We start from the raw sequence: 19277 nt of genomic DNA, 5'->3' as shown, positions 1-19277 counted from the left end.
CCCCGGTGGGCACCGCCTTCGCCGCGCTGCGGCGGGCCGCCGCCGTGGGCGGGCAGCGGCTCGGCGACGCGGCCCGGGAGGCGGTGGTGGCCGCGGTCGACGCCTGGGACGGCGCGCATCCGCCGCTCGGCGGCGACTGGACCGCAGCTCCGCTCGCCGCCGTACCCGCCGCCGAACGGCCCGGCGCACGGCTGGCGCTGCTCGCCGCACTCGCCCCGTACCGGATCACCGAGGCGGACGCCGAGGCCTGGCGGATCGCCGATCCCGACCCCTACGACGCCGATCTGGTGAGGGTGCTGGCCTTCGGCGCGATGACCGCGGTGCACCGGATCGAGACCTCGGTCCACGAGCCTTTGCGTCGCCCCAGGTTGACAGCCCATTGACAGAGCCACGACGATGCGTGGTGCCACTGGGGCCGATGAGCCCCGTGTGCACTTCGACCACTCGCCCGGTGACGCCTCGGCCTGCTCACGTACGGGGAGAGCTGCCGTCAGCCGCGCCCGCCGGGCCACGCAACGCCAAGATTGGGTTCTGCATGTCCATATCGCGACGTGTCACCGTCGGACGGCTGCTGGGCGTGAGCGCCGCGGCCGTCGCCCTCACCGCCGTGGGTGCCACCTCCGCCTGGGCCGGCGACTGCCCGGGCGGCAAGGGCTGGGACCGCGGTGGCCACCACGGCTACAAGCCCGGCCAGGGCGGCGGCACCAAGACCTCCACCGACCGCTGCGAGTTCTCGCTCGACGGCACGGCCTGGTACCCGTCGGTCAAGGTCGACGACGTCAACCTCAAGCCCGGCGAGGACGGCAAGGTCCACGTCAAGGTCCGGGTCGCGGACGGCTCCTCGTCCTGCACCGTGTCCCTCGCCTCCTACCGCACCCACGGCGCCACCTTCCAGACCTCCGGCAAGCAGGTGTTCCACGACTGGGACACCGTGAAGATCACCACCGGCACCGACACCCTCGACGTGGCCGTGCCGGACGTCACCTGCTTCGCGCAGATCGACCTGTACTACGGCAACAAGAAGTACGACGGCGTCCTGGACGCCAACGACGGCTACGAGCACGGCGACCTGCCCGAGGGCCCGGACCACGCGGTCATCGGCGACAAGAAGATCGCCTGGTGGAACGGCGGCACGAAGGACTGCACCACGCAGACCGTCCCGTCCACCCCCGCCACCTCGACCCCGACCACCCCCTCGGGCGGCGAGACCACCCCCGCCGGTGGCGAGACCACCCCGGCCGGCGGCGAGGAGACCACCCCCGCCGCGACCGAGACCCCCTCGGCCACCGCCCCGGCCTCGGAGTCGGCGTCGGCGTCCGCCTCGGCGTCCGAGTCCGTCGAGGCCGCGACCTCCGAGTCCCCCAACGGCGGCTCGGGTGACCTCGCCGAGACCGGCAGCAGCAACGTGGGCATGATCTCGGCCGCCGCGGCCGTGCTGCTGGCCGCCGGTGGCGGTGTGGTCCTCGCGACCCGTCGCCGTCAGGCCGCCGGCCGGCACTGACCGCGCACCGGCACCCGCCGGGCGGAGAAGGGGTACGGCTGCGTCAGCAGCCGTACCCCTTCGCCGTGTCGGGTCCGACAGCCGCCCGACGCGCTCTAGCCCCGGCTCCGTACGGATTGGAACAATCCGAACCTGACCGTAGGGACCGATGCGGGGGGCTGCATGACATCTCCGGGGGAGACCGCTGTCGGCGAGCGCTACCCGACCGTGGACGAGGTCGCCGCGGAGGCCAGGGCCCTGGCGCTCCGCCGGCCCGACGTCTGCCGGCTGCGGACGGTGGGCCTCTCCCGGGCCGGGGAGCCGCTGCTGCTGCTCTCGGTCGGGCACGGATCGCGCAACGTCCTGGTCGTGGCCGGCCCGCACGCCAACGAGATGGTCGGCGGTGCCACCGTGCTGCTGCTGGCCCGGCGGGTCACCGCCGACCCCGTGCTGCGGGACGGGGCCGACGCCGCCTGGCACTTCCTGCTCTGCGCGGACCCGGACGGCGCCCGGCTCAACGAGGCCGTCCCCGACGCCCGGTTCACCATGCTCGGCCACTACCGGCACTTCTTCCGCCCGCGCGCCGCCGAGCAGCCCGAGTGGCTGCCGGACGACGGCACGCTGGACGGCGCACTGCCCGAGACCCGCGCGCTGATCGGGGTCATCGACGAGCTGCGGCCGGTGCTGCAGTGCTCACTGCACGGCATCGACGTGGGCGGCACCTTCATCCAGGTGACCCGGGAGATCCCACGGCTCGCGGAGCGGATCGCCAAGTCCGCCGCCGAGTTCGACATCCCCCTGGAGGCCGGTTCCTCCGACGCCTTCCACTGGCCGAGCCCCGGCCCGGGGGTGTACGTGCTGCCGCCGCCCGGCGGCCCGCGCGAGGACGCCTCCAACTCGACCTGGACGTACGCCCACCGGTACGGCGGGGTCACCGCGATCGTCGAGGTGCCCATGTGGGCGTGCGACCGCGCCGCCGACACCTCGCCGCACCCGGGTGCCGACGGCGCGCTGCGCACGGCGGGGGAGGCGCTGCGCCGCGCGAGCCTGCTGGTCGGCGGGCTCATCGGGGAGGTGGGCCCGCACCTGCCCGGGGACGGCGGGCCGTTGCTGCGCGCGGCGCGGGAGATCGTCGCGGTCGGCCCGGCGCTGGCCGCGGACTGGGACCCGGCCCTGCGCACCGCGGCCGCGCCGCCGCTGCCCGCGATGACCCGGGCGCGGGTCAGCAGCGTCGAGATCTACGCGCAGCGACTGCCGCTGCGCGCCGCCGCGATGCTGCTGCGGGTGGTCCGTACCGTGGACCACGGGCCGACCCCGCTGGTGGCCGTGCGTGAACTGCTGGAGGGGCTGGTGGCGGACTGGTGCGAGGCGTACGAGACCGCCCACCGGGCCCGCTGGATCCCGGTGCGCCAGCAGGCGGAGCAGCACGCACGGGTGGTGCTCGCGGCCTTCGATCTGCTGCCCGGGTGACGCGACACGGGTAAAGCCTTGCGGAAGGCTTGCGGGTGGCAACCCTGAGTTGTCAAGCTGTTGCACACAGTCAACCCGAGGGAGGGGCACGTGCCTTTCGGTGAGCAGCCCGCGTACCTGCGCGTCGCCGAGGATCTCCGCCGCAAGATCCTCGACGGCAGCCTCCCTCCGCACACCCGCCTGCCCTCGCAGGCCCGCATCAGGGCGGAGTACGGGGTGTCGGACACCGTCGCCCTGGAGGCCCGCAAGGTGCTGATGGCCGAGGGCTTCGTCGAGGGCCGGTCCGGCTCGGGCACGTACGTGCGCGAACGCCCCGACCCGCGGCTGGTCGTGCGCACCGGCTACCGGCCGGGCAGCGGCCAGGCGACGCCGTTCCGGCAGGAGCAGGCCGACGAGGGCTTCAAGGGCACCTGGGAGTCGAACAGCTTCCAGGAGGCGGCGAACGCGCGCGTCGCGGAGCGGCTCGGCATCAAGCCGGGCGACCGCGTGATGCGCACGCGCTACCTCTACCGGACGGAGGGCGAGCCGATGATGATGGCCACCTCCTGGGAGCCGCTGTCGGTGACCGGCCGCTCGCCCGTCCTGCTACCGGAGGAGGGCCCGTTGGCCGGTCAGGGCGTGGTGGATCGCATGGCCGCGCTCGACGTCGTGGTCGACAACGTGGCCGAGGACGTCGGCGCCCGGCCAGGACTCGCCGAGGAGACCGCGGTGCTGGGCGGGGTGCCCGGTCACGTGGTCATCGAGATCCACCGGACGTACTACGCCTCCGGGCTCCCCGTCGAGACCGCGGACATCGTCATCCCGGCCGACCGCTACCGGGTGTCGTACCGGATGCCGGTGAAGTGACGCCGCCCGGGCGCCGGGCGAGGCGGGCAGCGCCGCTTCCGCGCCGGTGTCCGCAAATCCGCTGGTGGGCCGCGTGGGCGCGGGGCGCCGGCGGTGCGCGGGGTGTGCAGGGCGGCTCCGGGGCGCGCGCCGATGCGCGCGAGGCGCGGACAAGAGCCCCTTCTGAGTCAACTCCCAATCGAACATGGCCCGATCGAGTCGAATACTGCCCGAACGTGTCCGGCGCGTCACGTTCGGGCGTAGGCTCCGGCATATGCGCATCGCCGTTTCCTCGGACATGGACGAGCCCGTTGCGCGGCTGGTCGTCGACGAACTGCGCCGCCGCGGCCACACCGTGATCGCCTACGGCGCCCTGCGCGCCGGCGACCGCAAGGACTGGGCGTGGAGCGCGGAGAGCGCCGCCCGGGACCTCGCGGAGGGCCGCGCGGACCAGGCCGTCGTGTGCTGCTGGACGGGCACGGGGGCCGCCATCGCCGCCAACAAGGTGTCCGGCGTCCGTGCCGCCCTGTGCGTCGACGCCTACTCCGCGGACGGCGCCCGCAAGTGGAACGACGCCAACGCCCTCGCCCTGAGCCTGCGTCTGACCAGCGAGCCCCTGCTCAAGGAGATCCTCGACGCCTGGTTCGCCGGCGTCCCGAGCGGCGAGGACGACGACCGGGCCAACGTGGCGCACCTGGAGGACATCCGATGAGCGAGCTGGTCTGGGTCGTCATACGTCAGGACGACAACGGCAACCGATACCGGGTCGGCCGCTACGCCACCCGGCAGGAGGCCGAACATGTCGCCGACACCCTGGACGCGCGCGGCCACAAGCAGCTGTACCTCATCGAGCGGATCGACCGCCGCGCGTCGTAGCCGTCCACCGACGGCCGCCGCGGACAGCCGCCACGGATAGGGTGCCGCCCATGACGACGCACGACGTGACGGTGGTGGTCGGCGCGGCCGTGCTCGACCGGGGCAGGCTGCTCGCGGCGCGGCGCAGTGCGCCGCCGGAGCTGGCGGGGCGGTGGGAACTGCCCGGCGGCAAGCTCGAACCCGGGGAGACGGCGCCGCAGGCGCTGACCCGTGAGCTGCGCGAGGAACTGGGCGTGGAGGCCGAGGCGCTGGAGCGGGTCCCCGGCGAATGGCCACTGGGTCGCGGCTACGTCCTGCAGGTGTGGACGGCCCGCATCCTGTCCGGGGAGCCCCGGCCGCTGGAGGACCACGACGAGCTGCGCTGGCTCACGCCCGACCGTCTCGACGAGGTCGACTGGCTCGACCAGGACCGTCCCGCGGCCGCCTGGGCGGCGGCCCGGGCCGTCCAGGGGCCGACCCCGGGCTGACCGACCCGGCTTCCCCGGGACCGCCCCACGGCGCGCCAGGACGGATATGCGGCGCGGAATATCGGGTATGGGGGGATTGATCCGCCGACGGTCGGCCGGCCCTGAGCCGGTGGCCCTGCAATGGTCTGGGGTCCCCACACGTGAGCGGGAGCGAGGACGGCACAGGCAAGGGCGAGGACCCGGGACCCCCCGAGTCCCCGGCCGGGCACGGACGTGCCCACGCCGGTCTCCAGCCCGGACCCGCGGGACCGGCGCCGGGCGGGCCCACCGCTTCGGGGAGGCTCCTGGACACACTGCGGCTGGCCGTGGTCATGCTCGACACCTCCGGCCGCGTCCTGCTCTGGAGCCCGCTCGCGGAGGAGATGCTCGGCTGGGCGGGCGAGCACATCGTGGGCCGCCGGGTCTCCGCCCTGATCGGCCCCGGCGAGGACGGCCGGCCGTGGAGGACACCGCCCGCCGCCCGCCGGACGGCCTCCGTGCCCCGCCCCGGTCCCGCCGAACGCATCCTCGCCGAGCTGCTGCGCACCGGCCGCTGGGAGGGCATCCTCTCCGTCCGGCACCGCGACGGCCACCAGGTGCAGGTCGAGGCGCGCGCCTCGCTCCTCGTGGACGGCGACGGCCGGCCCTTCGTCCTGGTGTCGATCGCCGAGACCAGCCGGATCCGCAGCATGGAGCACGACCTGGCGGCACTGGACTCGCTCTTCGGCTCCTCGCCCCTCGGCGTCGCGATCTTCGACACCGAGCTGCGCTACGTCCGTGTCAACGAGGCCCTCGCGCGGATGAACGGCGTCCCCGCCCAGGACACCCTCGGGCACCGCGTCGAGGAGATCGTGGCCGCCGAGGCCGCCGACGAGCTCGCCACCCTCCAGCGGCACGTGCTGGCCACCGGGCGCGCGGTCATCGACGTCGTGGTGCCGGGCCCGGCCGGGGGGTGGCGCTCGGTGTCGTACCACCGGCTGGAGGACCGGGCGGGCCGGGTGCTGGGCATCAGCTGCACCGTGATGGACGTGACGGAGCGCCAGCAGAGCGCCGAGAAGATCGAGCGGGCCCGGCGCCGGCTGGCGCTGCTCAACGACGTCGGCTCACGCCTGGCGGACCTGCTGGACGTACGGCGGATCGCCGAGGAACTGGCCAGGACCGTCGTGCCGCGGTTCAGCGACTACAGCGGGGTGATCCTGCACGCGGCCGTGCCGGACGGCGGGGAGCTGCCCGGCGCCCCGTACGGGGAGCGCACCGAGATGCGCCAGCTCGGCATCGGGGCGGCCAAGGAGGGCCCCCTGGTCGACCGGATGATCGGCATCGGCAAGGTCATCCAGGTCGACCGGGCGTCCGTCTTCGGCTCCGTGCTGCACAGTGCGCGGCCCGCCCTGGTGCGCAGCGCGGACGAACTGCGCGACACCGTCGCCACCTTCCCGGGCGACCCCAAGGTGCAGGCCGCCCTGGACCTCGGCATCCACTCGCTGATGGTCGCCCCGCTGCGGGCCCGCGGCATCGTCCTCGGGCTGCTGGTCGTCAGCCGCGCCGGCGGGCGCGAACCCTTCGACGCCGACGACGTCGCCCTCGCCATGGAACTGTGCGACCGCTCCGCCGCCGCCCTGGACAACGCCCGCCTCTACATCCGCGAACGCGAGGGCGCCCTGATGCTGCAGCGCAGCCTGCTGCCGCAGAGCGTGCCCGAGCCGCCCGGCGTCGACCTCGCCTTCCGCTACGTCCCCGGCAGCACCGGGGCGGCGGCGGGCGGGGACTGGTTCGACGTCATCCCGCTCGCCGGCGGCCGGGTCGCCCTCGTGGTCGGGGACGTCATCGGCCACGGGCTGCGCGCCGCCGCCACGATGGGCCGGCTGCGCACCGCCGTACGGACCCTTGCCGCCCTGGAGATGGCGCCGGAGGAACTGCTGCGCCGCGTCGACGACCTCGGCGACGACCTGGCCGCGGGCACCGCCGAGGGCTGGACCGCGACCTGTGTCTACGCCGTCTACGACCCCTCCACCCGGCGGCTCGTCGTGGCCCGCGCCGGGCACCCGCCGCCGGTCCTGGTGGAGCCCGGCGCCCACGGGGGCGGCCGGGCCCGGCTGCTGGACTCCCCGGCCGGGGTGCCGCTGGGCGTCGGCGGCGTGGACTTCGAGTCGGTCGAGCTCGACGTGCCCGACTCCTCCGTCCTCGTGCTCTACACCGACGGCCTGGTCGAGGCGCGCGGCGAGGACATCGGGATCGGCATGGACCGGCTCCGGTCGGTGCTCGCCCGCCGTCCGCTGCGCTCCCTGGAGGAGGCCTGCGACGACCTGCTGGCCACCCTCGCCCACGGCCGTGAACCCGACGACGTGGCCCTGCTCATGGCCCGCCTCGGCGGCCTCCCGGAGGGCAGCACCGCCCACTGGACGTTCGCGGCCGAGCCGAGCGCCGTCCGCCGTGCCCGGCGCCAGGTACGGGAGACCCTCCGGGACTGGGGGCTGCGCGACCTCACCGACGTCACCGTGCTGCTCGTCAGCGAACTCGTCACCAACTCCCTGCGGTACGCCCGCGGACCCATCGGCGTGCGCATGGTGCGCGGCACCTCGCTGCTGGTCGAGGTCTCCGATCCGCTGCCCGACCCGCCCCGCCGGCGCGCCGCGGGCGAGGAGGACGAGGGCGGCCGCGGGCTGCAACTGGTCGCCCGCACCTCCCGTCGCTGGGGCACGCGGCACGGGCCGCTGGGGAAGACGGTCTGGTTCGAGCTCGCCCTCCCCGCCCCGGTGACCGCCCCGGGCGGCCCGCGCGGATGACCGGTCACGCACGGTTCGGCGGGCCGGAGCAGGGTAGTTGAAGTGGGGCGTCGGCGGAATTCGTACGCCTCGAGATGATGCTGTGATCGACAAGTGCATGTGCGGAACGGGGGTAATGCTGAATACTCGGCACCAGCCGGTCCGTATGTGTGAGCTGGAGGGGTCGGGCGTGAACGATGAGCCGTCGGGGGTTGTTGGGCCCCGGAACCCTGAGGCCGTGACACAGAGCGCCTGGCAGTCCAGTCCGCCCGGCTCCCTCTACGACTACATCCGGGTGGCCTCGTTCTCCCTCGGCCCCGACGGGCGGATCGAGCAGTGGAGCGAGCGCGCCGAGGAGTTCTTCGGCGTACCCGCCTCCGAGGCGCTGGGCCAGGACCCGATCACCGCCTTCGTCCCCGAGGACCGGCGTACCCGGGCGCACGAGCGCATCGCGGAGATCCTCGACGGGCGCGAGTGGATCGGCACCGTGCCGTACCGCGACAAAGCCGGCCAGGAGGGCCTGGCCGAGGTCTACGTCATGCCCTCGCGGAGCGAGACCGGCGGGCGCGGGGCGCTCTGCATCGCCGTGGACGTCCGCGTCCTGCGTCAGATCGAGACCGATCTCGCCTCCTCGCAGGCGGTGTTCGGCCAGTCGCCGATGGGCTTCATCCTCTTCGACACCAACCTCAAGCTGCTCCGCGTCAACCAGCGCTTCGCCACCGTCTTCGGCCGCAGCCCCGGCGACCACCGGGGCCGCACCCCGCACGACTTCCTCTCCCGCGTCGAGGCGGACCGGCTCACCGCCGCGCTCAAGCAGGTGCTCGACAGCGGCGACCCGGTGCTCGACATGACGATCGTCGGCACCGTCTCCTCGGGGTCCGGCGCCAACAACCGCAGGCGCTGGGCGATCTCGCTGTACCGGCTGCACAGCGGCAGCGGCCGCCCCATCGGCGTCGCCGGCCTCGCCCAGGACGTCACGGGACGCCAGCGCGCCGAGCGGGAGGCCGCGCACACCCGGCGCAACCTGGCCCTGCTCAACGAGGCCAGCCGGCGCATCGGCAGCTCCCTGGACCTGGAGACCACCGCCCGCGAACTGCTCGACGTCGCCGTGCCGCACTTCTGCGACCTGGCCTCCGTCGACCTCTACCAGGCGCTCCTGGTCGGCGAGGAGGGCCCGGTCGGCACCGCGGACGGCAGCGGCGAGGTCCGCCGGGTCGCCTTCGCAAGCGCCGTCTCCGACGCGCCCGTCGCCCCCCTGGACGGCGGCCACACGGGCGGCCCGGTCTCCGTGGGCGCCGTCCACCGCTACCCCTTCAACTCCCCCTGGGCGGGCGCCCTGCGCACCGCCCAGACCCAGGTCATAGGCGCCGACGGCGGCGATCCGGAGGTGGAGCTCGGCGAACTCGGCGGGGGCCTGGTGCAGTCCACCCTCGCCGTGCCCGTCGTCGCCCGCGACACCGTCCTGGGCCTGGTCCAGTTCGCCCGCGCCAAGGGCAGCGAACCGTTCTCCGAGCGCGACCGGATGCTCGCCGAGGAACTCGCCGCCCGCGCCGCCGTCTTCATCGACAACGCCCGGCTCTACCGGCGCGAGCACGAACGCGCCCTCATCCTGCAGCGCAGCCTCCTCCCGCCCGGCAACCCCGAGGCCGCCGGGCTCGACATCGCCTGCCGCTACCTGCCCGGCAACATGGAGACCGAGGTCGGCGGCGACTGGTTCGACGTCATCGAGCTCCCCGGCCACCGCACCGCGCTCGTCGTGGGCGACGTCATGGGCCGCGGACTGCGCGCCGCCGTCGCCATGGGCGAGCTGCGCACCGCCGTACGCACCCTGGCGCTCCTGGACATCGAGCCCGCCGACGTGCTCTCCGCCCTCGACGAGGTCGCCCGCGGCCTCGGGGGCAGCGGCGACGGCCGCAGCAACCGGCGCGGCAAGGAGGCCGACGGCTCGGACCTGTCCGAGGTCTACCTCGCCACCTGCGTCTACGCCGTCTACGACGCCATCACCCGGCGGGTCACCATCGCCAACGCCGGCCACCTGCCGCCGGTCCTGGTCGAACCCGGCGAGCAGGCCATGATGCTGGAGGTGCCCACCGGCATGCCGCTGGGCGTCGGCGGCGAGCCCTTCGAGGAGGTCGAGGTCGACCTGCCGGACGGCGCCCTCCTGGCCCTGTACACCGACGGTCTCGTCGAGTCCCGCAACCACCCGCTCGACGAGGGCCTGCGCGCCTTCCGTGCCGCGCTCGACGAACCCCAGCGCCCGCTGGAGGACGTCTGCGACCACATACTCGCCCGGCTCGACACCGCCCACGGCGAGGACGACATCGCCCTGCTCATGGCGCGCGTCCACGGCCTGCCCGAGGACTCCGTGGGGGACTGGACGCTGGAGCCCAACCCCCGTTCGGTGGCCCGCGCACGCGAGCTCGCCCGCGACTGCCTGGTCGCCTGGGGCCTGGCCGCGCTGGTCGACACCACCGAACTGCTCGTCAGCGAACTGGTCACCAACGCCCTGCGGCACGGCCAGGGCGACATCCGGCTGCGCCTGCTGCGCGACCGCACCCTGGTGTGCGAGGTCTGGGACGACGCGCTCGCCCAGCCGCGCCGCCGACGCGCCCGGGCCACCGACGAGGGCGGCCGCGGACTGCAGCTGGTCTCCCTGCTCAGCACCCGCTGGGGTTCCCGGCGCACCCACCGGGGCAAGACCGTCTGGTTCGAGCTGGACCTGCCCTCGGACGGCGAGGGCAGCACCGGCGAGGACACGATAGAGGCGCTGCTCAGCCTCTTCTGAGCAGCGCCTCCACCGCGGGGGAGTACCGCAGGGGTCAGCTCCTGCGCCGGATCCTGTTGCCGAGCCAGACCAGCGGGTCGTACTTGCGGTCCACCGCGCGCTCCTTGAGGGGGATGAGCGCGTTGTCGGTGATCTTGATGTGCTCGGGGCAGACCTCGGTGCAGCACTTGGTGATGTTGCAGTAGCCGAGCCCGTGCTCGTCCTGGGCGGACCGTTTGCGGTCCAGGCCCTGCTCCTCCGCCGCGTCCAGCGGGTGCATGTCCAGCTCCGCCACCCGCATCAGGAAGCGCGGACCGGCGAACGCCTTCTTGTTCTCCTCGTGGTCACGGACCACGTGGCAGGTGTCCTGGCACAGGAAGCACTCGATGCACTTGCGGAACTCCTGCGAGCGCTCCACGTCCTCCTGGAGCATCCGGTACTCGCCCGGCGCCACGCCCTCGGGCGGGACGAAGGACGGCACCTCCCGCGCCTTCTCGTAGTTGAAGGACACGTCCGTCACCAGGTCCCGCACCACGGGGAAGGTCCGCATCGGCGTGACCGTGATGGTCTCGTCCCGGCCGAACACCGACATGCGGGTCATGCACATCAGCCGCGGCCTGCCGTTGACCTCCGCACTGCACGAGCCGCACTTTCCGGCCTTGCAGTTCCACCGCACCGCCAGGTCGCCCGCCTGGGTCGCCTGCAGCCGGTGGATGATGTCGAGGACCACCTCGCCGTCGTGGACCTCGACCTGGTAGTCCTGCAGCCCGCCGCCGTCCGCGTCGCCACGCCAGACCCTGAAGTGCGCCGTGTACGTGCTCACCGGTCCAGCTCCTCGTCCGTCAGGTACTTCAGCAACTCGTCCTTCTCGAAGAGCGCGAGCAGGTCGGGCCGGATCGGGTCCATCTCGCGCCGCGTGACCGACACCTCGCCGAACGCGTCCGCCGGCTCGGCCAGTTCGCAGACCAGGTTGAGCTTGCGCCAGCGGCGGTCCATCTCCGGGTGGTCGTCGCGGGTGTGGCCGCCCCGGGACTCCGTGCGCTCCAGCGCCGCCCGGGCCACGCACTCGCTGACCAGCAGCATGTTCCGCAGGTCGATGGCGAGGTGCCAGCCCGGGTTGAACTGCCGGTGCCCCTCGACGCCGGCCCGCCGGGCCCGTACCCGCAGCGCGTCCAGCCGGGTCAGCGCCTCCTCCATCTCGCCCTGCCGGCGGATGATGCCGACCAGGTCGTTCATGGTCTGCTGCAGTTCCTGGTGGAGCGTGTACGGGTTCTCCGGGACTTCGTCCGGCACGGCCCCGGCCTCCGCGCTGAACGGCCGCAGCGCCTCCGCCGCGGCGGCGTCGACCTGCCACTCCGCGACGGCCGGACGCGTGCCGCCGGTCCCGGCCGCGTACTGCGCCGCGTGCAGGCCCGCCCGGCGCCCGAAGACCAGCAGGTCCGAGAGCGAGTTGCCGCCCAGCCGGTTGGAGCCGTGCATGCCGCCGGCCACCTCGCCGGCCGCGAACAGCCCGGGCACCCCGGTCGCCGCAGCCGAGTCCGGGTCGACGTCCACGCCGCCCATCACGTAGTGGCAGGTGGGGCCGACCTCCATGGCCTCGGCGGTGATGTCGACGTCCGCAAGCTCCTTGAACTGGTGGTGCATCGAGGGCAGTTTGCGCCGGATGACCTCGGCCGGCAGCCGGGTCGACACGTCCAGGAAGACCCCGCCGTGCGGGGAACCACGGCCGGCCTTGACCTCGGAGTTGATGGCGCGGGCCACCTCGTCGCGGGGGAGCAGTTCCGGGGGCCGGCGGTTGTTGTCCGGGTCCTCGTACCAGCGGTCGCCCTCGTCCTCGCTCTGGGCGTACTTCTCCTTGAAGACGTCCGGGACGTAGTCGAACATGAACCGCTTGCCCTCGGAGTTCCGCAGCACCCCGCCGTCGCCGCGCACCGACTCGGTGACGAGGATGCCCTTCACCGACGGCGGCCAGACCATCCCCGTCGGGTGGAACTGCACGAACTCCATGTTGATCAGCGGTGCCCCGGCCAGCAGCGCCAGTGCGTGCCCGTCGCCGGTGTACTCCCAGGAGTTCGACGTCACCTTGAAGGACTTGCCGATGCCGCCGGTCGCCAGCACCACGGCCGGCGCCTCGACGACGAAGAAGCGCCCCGACTCGCGGACGTAGCCGAAGATCCCGGAGACGCGGTCGCCGTCCTTGAGCACCCGGGTGACCGTGCACTCCTGGAAGACCTTCAGCCGGGCCTCGTAGTCCCCGTGCTCCCGGTAGTCCTCCTGCTGCAGCGAGACGATCTTCTGCTGGAGGGTGCGGATCAGCTCCAGGCCCGTACGGTCGCCGACGTGCGCCAGGCGCGGGTACTCGTGACCGCCGAAGTTGCGCTGGGAGATCTTCCCGTCCTTCGTGCGGTCGAAGAGCGCCCCCCAGGTCTCCAGCTCCCACACCCGGTCCGGCGCCTCGCGGGCGTGCAGTTCCGCCATCCGCCACTGGTTGAGGAACTTCCCGCCGCGCATGGTGTCGCGAAAGTGGACCTGCCAGTTGTCGTGCGGATTGACGTTGGCCATGCTCGCGGCGATGCCGCCCTCGGCCATCACCGTGTGCGCCTTGCCGAAGAGCGACTTGCAGATCACGGCGGTGCGCATGCCCTGCTCGCGCGCTTCGATGGCGGCGCGCAGCCCCGCCCCGCCCGCGCCGACCACGACGACGTCGTACGCGTGCCGTTCGACTTGTGCCATCAGAAGAACCTCGGATCGTCGAACGCCCCACTGGCGACCAGGTAGACATAGAGATCGGCGAGCGCCACGCTCACCAGCGACAGCCAGGCCAGCAGCATGTGGCGGGAGTTGAGCTTCCCCACCCAGGTCCACATGCGGTAGCGCACCGGATGCCGGGAGAAGTGCCGCAGCCGGCCGCCGACGATGTGCCGGCAGGAGTGGCACGAGAAGGTGTACGCCCAGATCAGGGCGATGTTCACCAGCAGCACCAGGGTGCCGAGGCCCATGTGGCCCCACGCCCCGTGCTCGTCCCGGAAGGCGAGCACGACGTCGTAGGTCAGGATCCCGGCGACCGGGATGGCGAAGTAGAAGAAGTACCGGTGGATGTTCTGCAGGACCAGCGGGAACCGCGTCTCACCGGTGTACTTCTCGTGCGGCTCGGCCACCGCGCAGGCGGGTGGCGAGGCCCAGAAGCCGCGGTAGTACGCCTTGCGGTAGTAGTAGCAGGTCAGCCGGAAGCCCAGCGGGAAGATCAGCACCAGCAGGGCGGGGGACAGCCCCCACCAGTCGCCGAACAGCGGCCAGCGTGCGCCGAGCGGCATGTCCACGCAGTTCGAGCCCAGGCAGGGCGAGTAGAACGGCGAGACGTACGGCTCGGCGTAGTAGTGCGCGTTCGCGAAGGCCCGCCACGTCGAGTAGACGACGAAGGCGCCCAGGCCGAGCGCGGTGAGCAGCGGCTGCAGCCACCAGCGGTCGGTGCGCAGGTGTCGTGCCGGAATGGCCGCGCGCCCGGCGGAAAGGACGCCGTGGCGCGCGGGTGGAGCGGGTGGTGTCGGTGGAGCGGGCGGTTGTGTGTCGGTGGCCAAGGACTACTCCTAGGGCGCTCGGCGGTCCGGCGCCCCCAGCCCTTCGTCTTCCGCGCCGGACCAGAGACTGGGGTCGTACGGCGTATCCGGGATCGTCACCATCTCCTGCCGCGCCTTCTGCCCGGCCGGGGTGGTGCCGACGCTGTCGCGCAGCAGCGCGAGGTCGTCGCTGAGGTGCTTGGTGTCGGCACGGACACGCCTCATGTCCAGGCTGTCGCCGACGTGCTGCTCCAGCTTGGACACGGCCCGGCCCAGTTCATCCAGCCGGCGTTGTACCGATGCAAGTTCGTCCTGCAGGGACATGGCTGTCCTCACCTCCGCCACGTTGCGGGTGCACGACGCTAACGCCAAGCGAGTGTCGCGCGTCACAGTCGCGCTTGGGAAGAGATCTGCAGGGATTGTCCCACCTACGGGTGGCGCGCGCCCGGTGCGAACGCGCCGTGGCGCGTGATTCCCCCGAAGGCCGCGCACCCGTGCGGGGGTGGTGTCCGGCGCACGGGGCCGGGGCCCGCGCAGGCGTTGCGCCGGGCGGGTGGGAGGCGGGGGCACGCGACGTGTCGACGGCGTCCGCGGTCGCGGAATGGCTTTCAGTAGGTGCGATAAGCGGCAAATAGGCCGTCCTGTGATCATGGCCCCCTCGCGGAGGTACGCACGCATGGCCCGCAGCGCCACCTTGATCCGCTCCGCGACCGCCGTGGCACTCGCCGCCGTGGTCGCCGCCTCCGCCGGGTGCTCCGCCGGCAAGGACGACCCCCTCGCAGGGACCGACCTTGCCTCGGCGCCCCGGGACGGGGTGCGCGACGGAGGCACCCTGCGCTGGGCCGTGGACGCGGCGCCCGGCACCCTGAACGCGTTCCAGTCCGGGGCGAACGACGCCACCGCCCTGGTCGCCGCGGCCGTGCTGCCCGCCGCCTTCCGGCTGGACGGGAAGGGCCGCCCGTACCTGGACACCGACCTGCTGCGGTCGGCCACGGTGGTGCGGAGCGAGCCGCAGCAGGTCGTGTCGTACCGGCTCAACCCCAAGGCGGTCTGGAGCGACGGCCGCCCGATCGGCGCCGCCGACTTCGCCGCCCAGTGGAAGGCGCTGCGCGGCACCGAGGACGCCTACTGGACCGCGCGCAACGCCGGGTACGACCGGATCTCCTCGGTCAAGGCCGGCAAGGACGCGCACGAGGTGAAGGTCACCTTCGAGAAGCGGTACGCGGACTGGCAGTCGCTGTTCACCCCGCTGTACCCCAAGGCCGTCACCGGCACCGCCAAGGCCTTCAACGAGGGGGCGCGCCGCGAGCTGCCGGTGGCCGGCGGGCCCTTCGCCGTCCGCAGCGCGAGCGGGAAGTCCGTCACGCTGGTCCGCAACACCAAGTGGTGGGGCGACCGCGCCAAGCTGTCCCAGCTGGTCCTCGCCGCCACGCCCGCCCACCAGCGGGCCGCCGACCTGGCCTCCGGCGCGCTGGACGTGGCCGAGGTCGACCGTGACGTGACCGGCAAGCACGTGGCCGTCTACCGGACGCGCGCCGCCTCCTACACGCAGCTCGCCCTCAACGGTTCCACCGGGCCGCTCGCCGACGAGCAGGTGCGGCACGCCGTGGCCCGCGCGGTGGACCGCCGGGCCATCGCCAAGGCGGTGCTGGCGCCCCTCGGCCTGCCCGACGAACCGCTCGGCAACCACCTGCTGCTGCTCACCCAGGCCGGGTACGCCGACCACAGCTCGGCCCTGGGCACGTCCGACACGAAGGCCGCCCGCGCCCTGCTCGCCGACGCGGGCTGGCAGCGCACCGCCCTGGACCCCGGGGCCGGGGCGGGCGGCGGCGGTGCCGGGGCGGCGGAACGCAACCAGGCGGCGCCCGCGCACAAGGTCGAGGTCAGCGTCGTCGAACCGGACAAGACGGTGCTGCGCAAGAACGGCAAGGCGCTGACGCTGCGCTTCGTCCTGCCCAAGTCCTCGGCGACCCTGAACACGGTCGGCGAGCGCATCGCCACGATGCTCTCCGGCATCGGCGTGCGCACCGAGCTGCAGCGGGTCTCCGACGACAGCTTCTTCCGCGACCACATCGCGGCCGGCGACTTCGACCTCGCCCTGTACGGCTGGCCCGGCACGGCCTTCCCGGCCACCGACACCCGCCCGATCTTCGCCAAGCCCGAGCCCGCGCCGGACGGCTCCCTGGTGGTCGAGCAGAACTACCCCCGGGTCGGCACCGACCTCATCGACCAGCTCTTCGACCAGGCCGCCGGCGAGCTCGACCCGGCCGAGGCCCGGGACTTCGCCGCCCGCGCCGACGCCCGGATCTGGGCGGCCGCGGGTTCCATCCCCCTCTACCAGCGCCCCGAGCTGGTCGCCCTGCGCAAGGACGTCCTCAACGCGGGTGCCTTCGGTTTCGCGACGCCGCGCTTCCAGGACGTCGGCTTCAGGAAGTAGGGCCGCACACGTGACGTCCGTCACGGTGGCCGGGCCCGCGCTTCCACCGTGCGAGGTGCCGTCCTCCCCCCGCCCTGCGGATCGGGGAGGCGGCCCGGCCCCGACCGACCCGGGACGATCATGCCCGGGCGGCCCTTGCCGCCCGGGCCCCGTACCATGGGGTGAGGCCGTGGCTTGACTCGCCCGGCGGGCTAGGTGTGCCGACGAGGGCACGCCGCCCCACCTACCTACCCGGGAGAAGCGCCCCAGTATGCCCACGCGTAACGACATTCGTAATGTCGCCATCGTCGCCCACGTCGACCACGGCAAGACGACGCTGGTGGACGCCATGCTCAAGCAGGCCGGAGCCTTCGCCGCGCACCAGCATCTGGACGACCGGATGATGGACTCCAACGACCTGGAGCGCGAGAAGGGCATCACCATTCTCGCGAAGAACACGGCCGTGAAGTACCACCCCAAGGGTGGCGGCGAACCCATCACGATCAACATCATCGACACCCCCGGCCACGCCGACTTCGGCGGCGAGGTCGAGCGCGGCCTGTCGATGGTCGACGCGGTCGTGCTGCTGGTGGACGCCTCCGAGGGCCCGCTGCCGCAGACCCGCTTCGTGCTGCGCAAGGCGCTGGCCGCGAAGCTGCCGGTCATCCTCTGCATCAACAAGACCGACCGCCCGGACTCCCGGATCGACGAGGTCGTCAACGAGACGTACGACCTGTTCCTGGACCTGGACGCGGACGAGGACCAGATCGAGTTCCCGATCGTCTACGCCTGCGCGCGGGACGGCGTGGCCTCGCTGACCAAGCCGGAGAACGGCACCGTCCCCGCCGACAGCGACAGCCTGGAGCCGTTCTTCTCCACGCTGCTGGAGCACGTCCCGGCCCCGGTGTACGACGAGGCCGCCCCGCTGCAGGCGCACGTCACCAACCTGGACGCCGACAACTTCCTGGGCCGTATCGCGCTGCTCCGCGTCGAGCAGGGCGAGCTCAAGAAGGGCCAGACGGTCGCGTGGATCAAGCGTGACGGCTCGATCGCGAACGTCCGCATCACCGAGCTGATGATGACCGAGGCGCTCACCCGCAAGCCCGCCGAGAAGGCCGGCCCGGGCGACATCTGCGCCGTCGCCGGCATCGCCGACATCACCATCGGCGAGACGCTGGCGGACCCGGAGAACCCGATCGCGCTGCCGCTGATCACGGTGGACGAGCCGGCGATCTCCATGACCATCGGTGCGAACACCTCGCCGCTGGTCGGCCGTGGCCCCGGCGGCAAGGGCGCCGACAAGTCGGCGGTCAAGGACCGCAAGGTCACCGCCCGCCTGGTCAAGGACCGCCTGGAGCGCGAGCTGATCGGTAACGTCAGCCTCCGCGTGCTGCCGACCGAGCGCCCCGACACCTGGGAGGTGCAGGGCCGTGGTGAGCTGGCCCTGGCCATCCTCGTCGAGACCATGCGCCGGGAGGGCTTCGAGCTGACCGTCGGCAAGCCGCAGGTGGTCACCCGCGAGGTCGACGGCAAGGTCCACGAGCCGGTCGAGCGCATCACCATCGACGTGCCCGAGGAGCACATGGGCGCCGTGACGCAGCTCATGGGCACCCGCAAGGGCCGGATGGACAACATGTCCAACCACGGCTCCGGCTGGGTCCGCATGGAGTTCGTCGTGCCCTCCCGCGGTCTGATCGGCTTCCGCACCGAGTTCCTGACCGGCACCCGCGGCACGGGTATCGCCCACTCCATCCACGAGGGCCACGAGCCCTGGTTCGGCCCCCTGGTGACCCGTAACAACGGCTCCCTGGTCGCCGACCGTGCCGGTGCCGTCACCGCCTTCGCGATGACGAACCTCCAGGAGCGCGGTGTGCTCTTCACCGACCCGGGCACCGAGGTGTACGAGGGCATGATCGTCGGCGAGAACTCCCGCGCCGACGACATGGACGTCAACATCACCAAGGAGAAGAAGCTCACGAACATGCGGTCCTCGTCGGCCGACTCGTTCGAGGCGATCGTCCCGCCGCGCAAGCTCTCCCTGGAGCAGTCGCTGGAGTTCTGCCGCGACGACGAGTGCGTCGAGGTGACCCCGGAGACGGTCCGCATCCGCAAGGTCGTCCTGGACCAGAAGGAGCGCGGCCGCACCGCCTCCCGCGCCAAGCGCTGAGGACCCTGCGGTCCGCGCCGGCGGCGCGGACCGCACCCTCGGCGGTTGCGCGGACACCGGCCCGGCCGTCCCCGTCCCACGGGGGCGCCGGGCCGCTTCGCGGCCGCTCCCGGACGAGTGCGGCGCGGATGCGACATCACGGGACATCCACGTCGATCACGGCGTGCGTGGAGCGCCGTTCTCCGTGAGGGCGGTCACATCGAGGGCCCTTTCCGGGCCGGTTGTGACCGAACTCACCGGGGCTCCGCCCGTTGCGCGCGGTTCGGTTCCCGGCGCGGCGATGTGTCGCGGTTGCGCCAGTGGCGTGGGCGCGACAGCTCGTTCCCTGTCGGCCCGTCAGGCACGTACATTCGCGTGGAATCTACGCGCTTTGAGGGCAACCGGATTTCAGTCCTGCGACGTCCGGATACCGGACGACGTTCACCGGTACTTGTGTTACAAGTCCGTTTCGTCGGTGTCTGTCTACAATCTAAATGTCCGAATTGCGGGATTGTTTTGGACCGGTTGTGACCAA

General features: G+C 72.8%; 14 protein-coding genes and 1 pseudogene. 11 read left to right on the top strand and 4 right to left on the bottom strand.

Going from position 1 to position 19277, the window contains the following annotated elements; all coding sequences use genetic code 11:
* The 9 genes and pseudogenes from PV410_RS26075 to PV410_RS26035 form a co-directional block, all read left to right on the top strand.
* A pseudogene (locus tag PV410_RS26075) lies at nt 1–383 on the top strand (carboxymuconolactone decarboxylase family protein); the annotation flags it as partial.
* A 152-nt stretch (nt 384–535) separates the two neighbouring features.
* On the top strand, nt 536–1501 hold the full coding sequence (locus tag PV410_RS26070) for an LAETG motif-containing sortase-dependent surface protein (RefSeq protein ID WP_500328040.1): 966 nt from the start codon (nt 536–538) through the stop codon (nt 1499–1501).
* 162 nt (nt 1502–1663) lie between these two features.
* Nucleotides 1664–2950, top strand: a complete 1287-nt coding sequence (locus tag PV410_RS26065; RefSeq protein WP_500328038.1) for a M14 family zinc carboxypeptidase — start codon at nt 1664–1666, stop codon at nt 2948–2950.
* A 90-nt stretch (nt 2951–3040) separates the two neighbouring features.
* A complete protein-coding gene (locus PV410_RS26060; protein ID WP_500328037.1) occupies nt 3041–3796 on the top strand; it encodes a GntR family transcriptional regulator in 756 nt (251 codons plus the stop codon).
* Nucleotides 3797–4049: 253 nt separating this feature from the next.
* Nucleotides 4050–4487, top strand: a complete 438-nt coding sequence (locus PV410_RS26055; protein ID WP_500328035.1) for an RpiB/LacA/LacB family sugar-phosphate isomerase — start codon at nt 4050–4052, stop codon at nt 4485–4487.
* The gene (locus tag PV410_RS26050) at nt 4484–4651 is read left to right on the top strand and encodes an SPOR domain-containing protein (protein ID WP_326572633.1); all 168 of its coding nucleotides are present in this window, start codon (nt 4484–4486) and stop codon (nt 4649–4651) included. Before PV410_RS26055 ends, PV410_RS26050 begins: the two co-directional genes overlap by 4 nt.
* A gap of 50 nt (nt 4652–4701) precedes the next feature.
* Nucleotides 4702–5118, top strand: coding sequence for a (deoxy)nucleoside triphosphate pyrophosphohydrolase (locus PV410_RS26045; RefSeq protein ID WP_499513742.1), 417 nt, complete (start codon nt 4702–4704; stop codon nt 5116–5118).
* Between the two features lie 140 nt (nt 5119–5258).
* Nucleotides 5259–7880: a SpoIIE family protein phosphatase gene (locus PV410_RS26040; protein ID WP_500328034.1), complete on the top strand. Its 2622-nt coding sequence runs from the start codon at nt 5259–5261 to the stop codon at nt 7878–7880.
* A 145-nt stretch (nt 7881–8025) separates the two neighbouring features.
* Nucleotides 8026–10644 carry a SpoIIE family protein phosphatase gene (locus tag PV410_RS26035; RefSeq protein WP_500328033.1) on the top strand — a complete coding sequence of 873 codons (2619 nt, stop codon included), beginning with the start codon at nt 8026–8028 and terminating at the stop codon, nt 10642–10644.
* 34 nt (nt 10645–10678) lie between these two features.
* Here PV410_RS26035 and PV410_RS26030 read toward each other — a convergent pair whose 3' ends face one another.
* Genes PV410_RS26030 through PV410_RS26015 form a run of 4 tightly spaced genes read right to left on the bottom strand, consistent with a single transcriptional unit; the run spans nt 10679 to nt 14504 of the window.
* Complete coding sequence (locus tag PV410_RS26030) at nt 10679–11446, bottom strand: succinate dehydrogenase/fumarate reductase iron-sulfur subunit (RefSeq protein WP_500328032.1); 768 nt, start codon at nt 11444–11446, stop codon at nt 10679–10681.
* Complete coding sequence (locus PV410_RS26025) at nt 11443–13356, bottom strand: fumarate reductase/succinate dehydrogenase flavoprotein subunit (protein ID WP_500328030.1); 1914 nt, start codon at nt 13354–13356, stop codon at nt 11443–11445. The genes PV410_RS26030 and PV410_RS26025 overlap by 4 nt, the downstream gene beginning before the upstream one ends.
* Nucleotides 13356–14201, bottom strand: coding sequence for a succinate dehydrogenase subunit SdhC (gene sdhC, locus PV410_RS26020; protein WP_500328029.1), 846 nt, complete (start codon nt 14199–14201; stop codon nt 13356–13358). Before sdhC ends, PV410_RS26025 begins: the two co-directional genes overlap by 1 nt.
* A 9-nt stretch (nt 14202–14210) precedes the next feature.
* Nucleotides 14211–14504 carry an Rv0250c family protein gene (locus PV410_RS26015; protein ID WP_499513748.1) on the bottom strand — a complete coding sequence of 98 codons (294 nt, stop codon included), beginning with the start codon at nt 14502–14504 and terminating at the stop codon, nt 14211–14213.
* 352 nt (nt 14505–14856) lie between these two features.
* Between PV410_RS26015 and PV410_RS26010 the strand changes: the two genes are divergently transcribed.
* Together PV410_RS26010 and typA are read left to right on the top strand one after the other, a co-directional pair.
* Nucleotides 14857–16617, top strand: coding sequence for an ABC transporter family substrate-binding protein (locus PV410_RS26010; protein ID WP_500328027.1), 1761 nt, complete (start codon nt 14857–14859; stop codon nt 16615–16617).
* 250 nt (nt 16618–16867) lie between these two features.
* The gene (gene typA / locus PV410_RS26005) at nt 16868–18763 is read left to right on the top strand and encodes a translational GTPase TypA (RefSeq protein ID WP_499513750.1); all 1896 of its coding nucleotides are present in this window, start codon (nt 16868–16870) and stop codon (nt 18761–18763) included.
* The last annotated feature ends 514 nt before the right edge of the window (nt 18764–19277 follow it).

Origin of the sequence: Streptomyces sp. PA03-5A (assembly GCF_033792725.1) — a bacterium.
Lineage (GTDB): Bacteria > Actinomycetota > Actinomycetes > Streptomycetales > Streptomycetaceae > Actinacidiphila.
Note: the sequence above shows the minus strand (reverse complement) of the source record. Positions and strands in the feature narration are given on the sequence as shown.

Excerpts from the sequence above, each read along its gene's own strand:
- PV410_RS26070 (WP_500328040.1), top strand. The coding sequence starts at position 536 with ATGTCCATATCGCGACGTGTCACCGTCGGACGGCTGCTGGGCGTGAGC.
- PV410_RS26065 (WP_500328038.1), top strand. The coding sequence starts at position 1,664 with ATGACATCTCCGGGGGAGACCGCTGTCGGCGAGCGCTACCCGACCGTG.
- PV410_RS26055 (WP_500328035.1), top strand. The coding sequence starts at position 4,050 with ATGCGCATCGCCGTTTCCTCGGACATGGACGAGCCCGTTGCGCGGCTG.
- PV410_RS26050 (WP_326572633.1), top strand. The coding sequence starts at position 4,484 with ATGAGCGAGCTGGTCTGGGTCGTCATACGTCAGGACGACAACGGCAAC.
- PV410_RS26045 (WP_499513742.1), top strand. The coding sequence starts at position 4,702 with ATGACGACGCACGACGTGACGGTGGTGGTCGGCGCGGCCGTGCTCGAC.
- PV410_RS26035 (WP_500328033.1), top strand. The coding sequence starts at position 8,026 with ATGTGTGAGCTGGAGGGGTCGGGCGTGAACGATGAGCCGTCGGGGGTT.
- PV410_RS26025 (WP_500328030.1), bottom strand. The coding sequence starts at position 13,356 with ATGGCACAAGTCGAACGGCACGCGTACGACGTCGTCGTGGTCGGCGCG.
- PV410_RS26015 (WP_499513748.1), bottom strand. The coding sequence starts at position 14,504 with ATGTCCCTGCAGGACGAACTTGCATCGGTACAACGCCGGCTGGATGAA.
- PV410_RS26010 (WP_500328027.1), top strand. The coding sequence starts at position 14,857 with ATGGCCCGCAGCGCCACCTTGATCCGCTCCGCGACCGCCGTGGCACTC.
- typA (WP_499513750.1), top strand. The coding sequence starts at position 16,868 with ATGCCCACGCGTAACGACATTCGTAATGTCGCCATCGTCGCCCACGTC.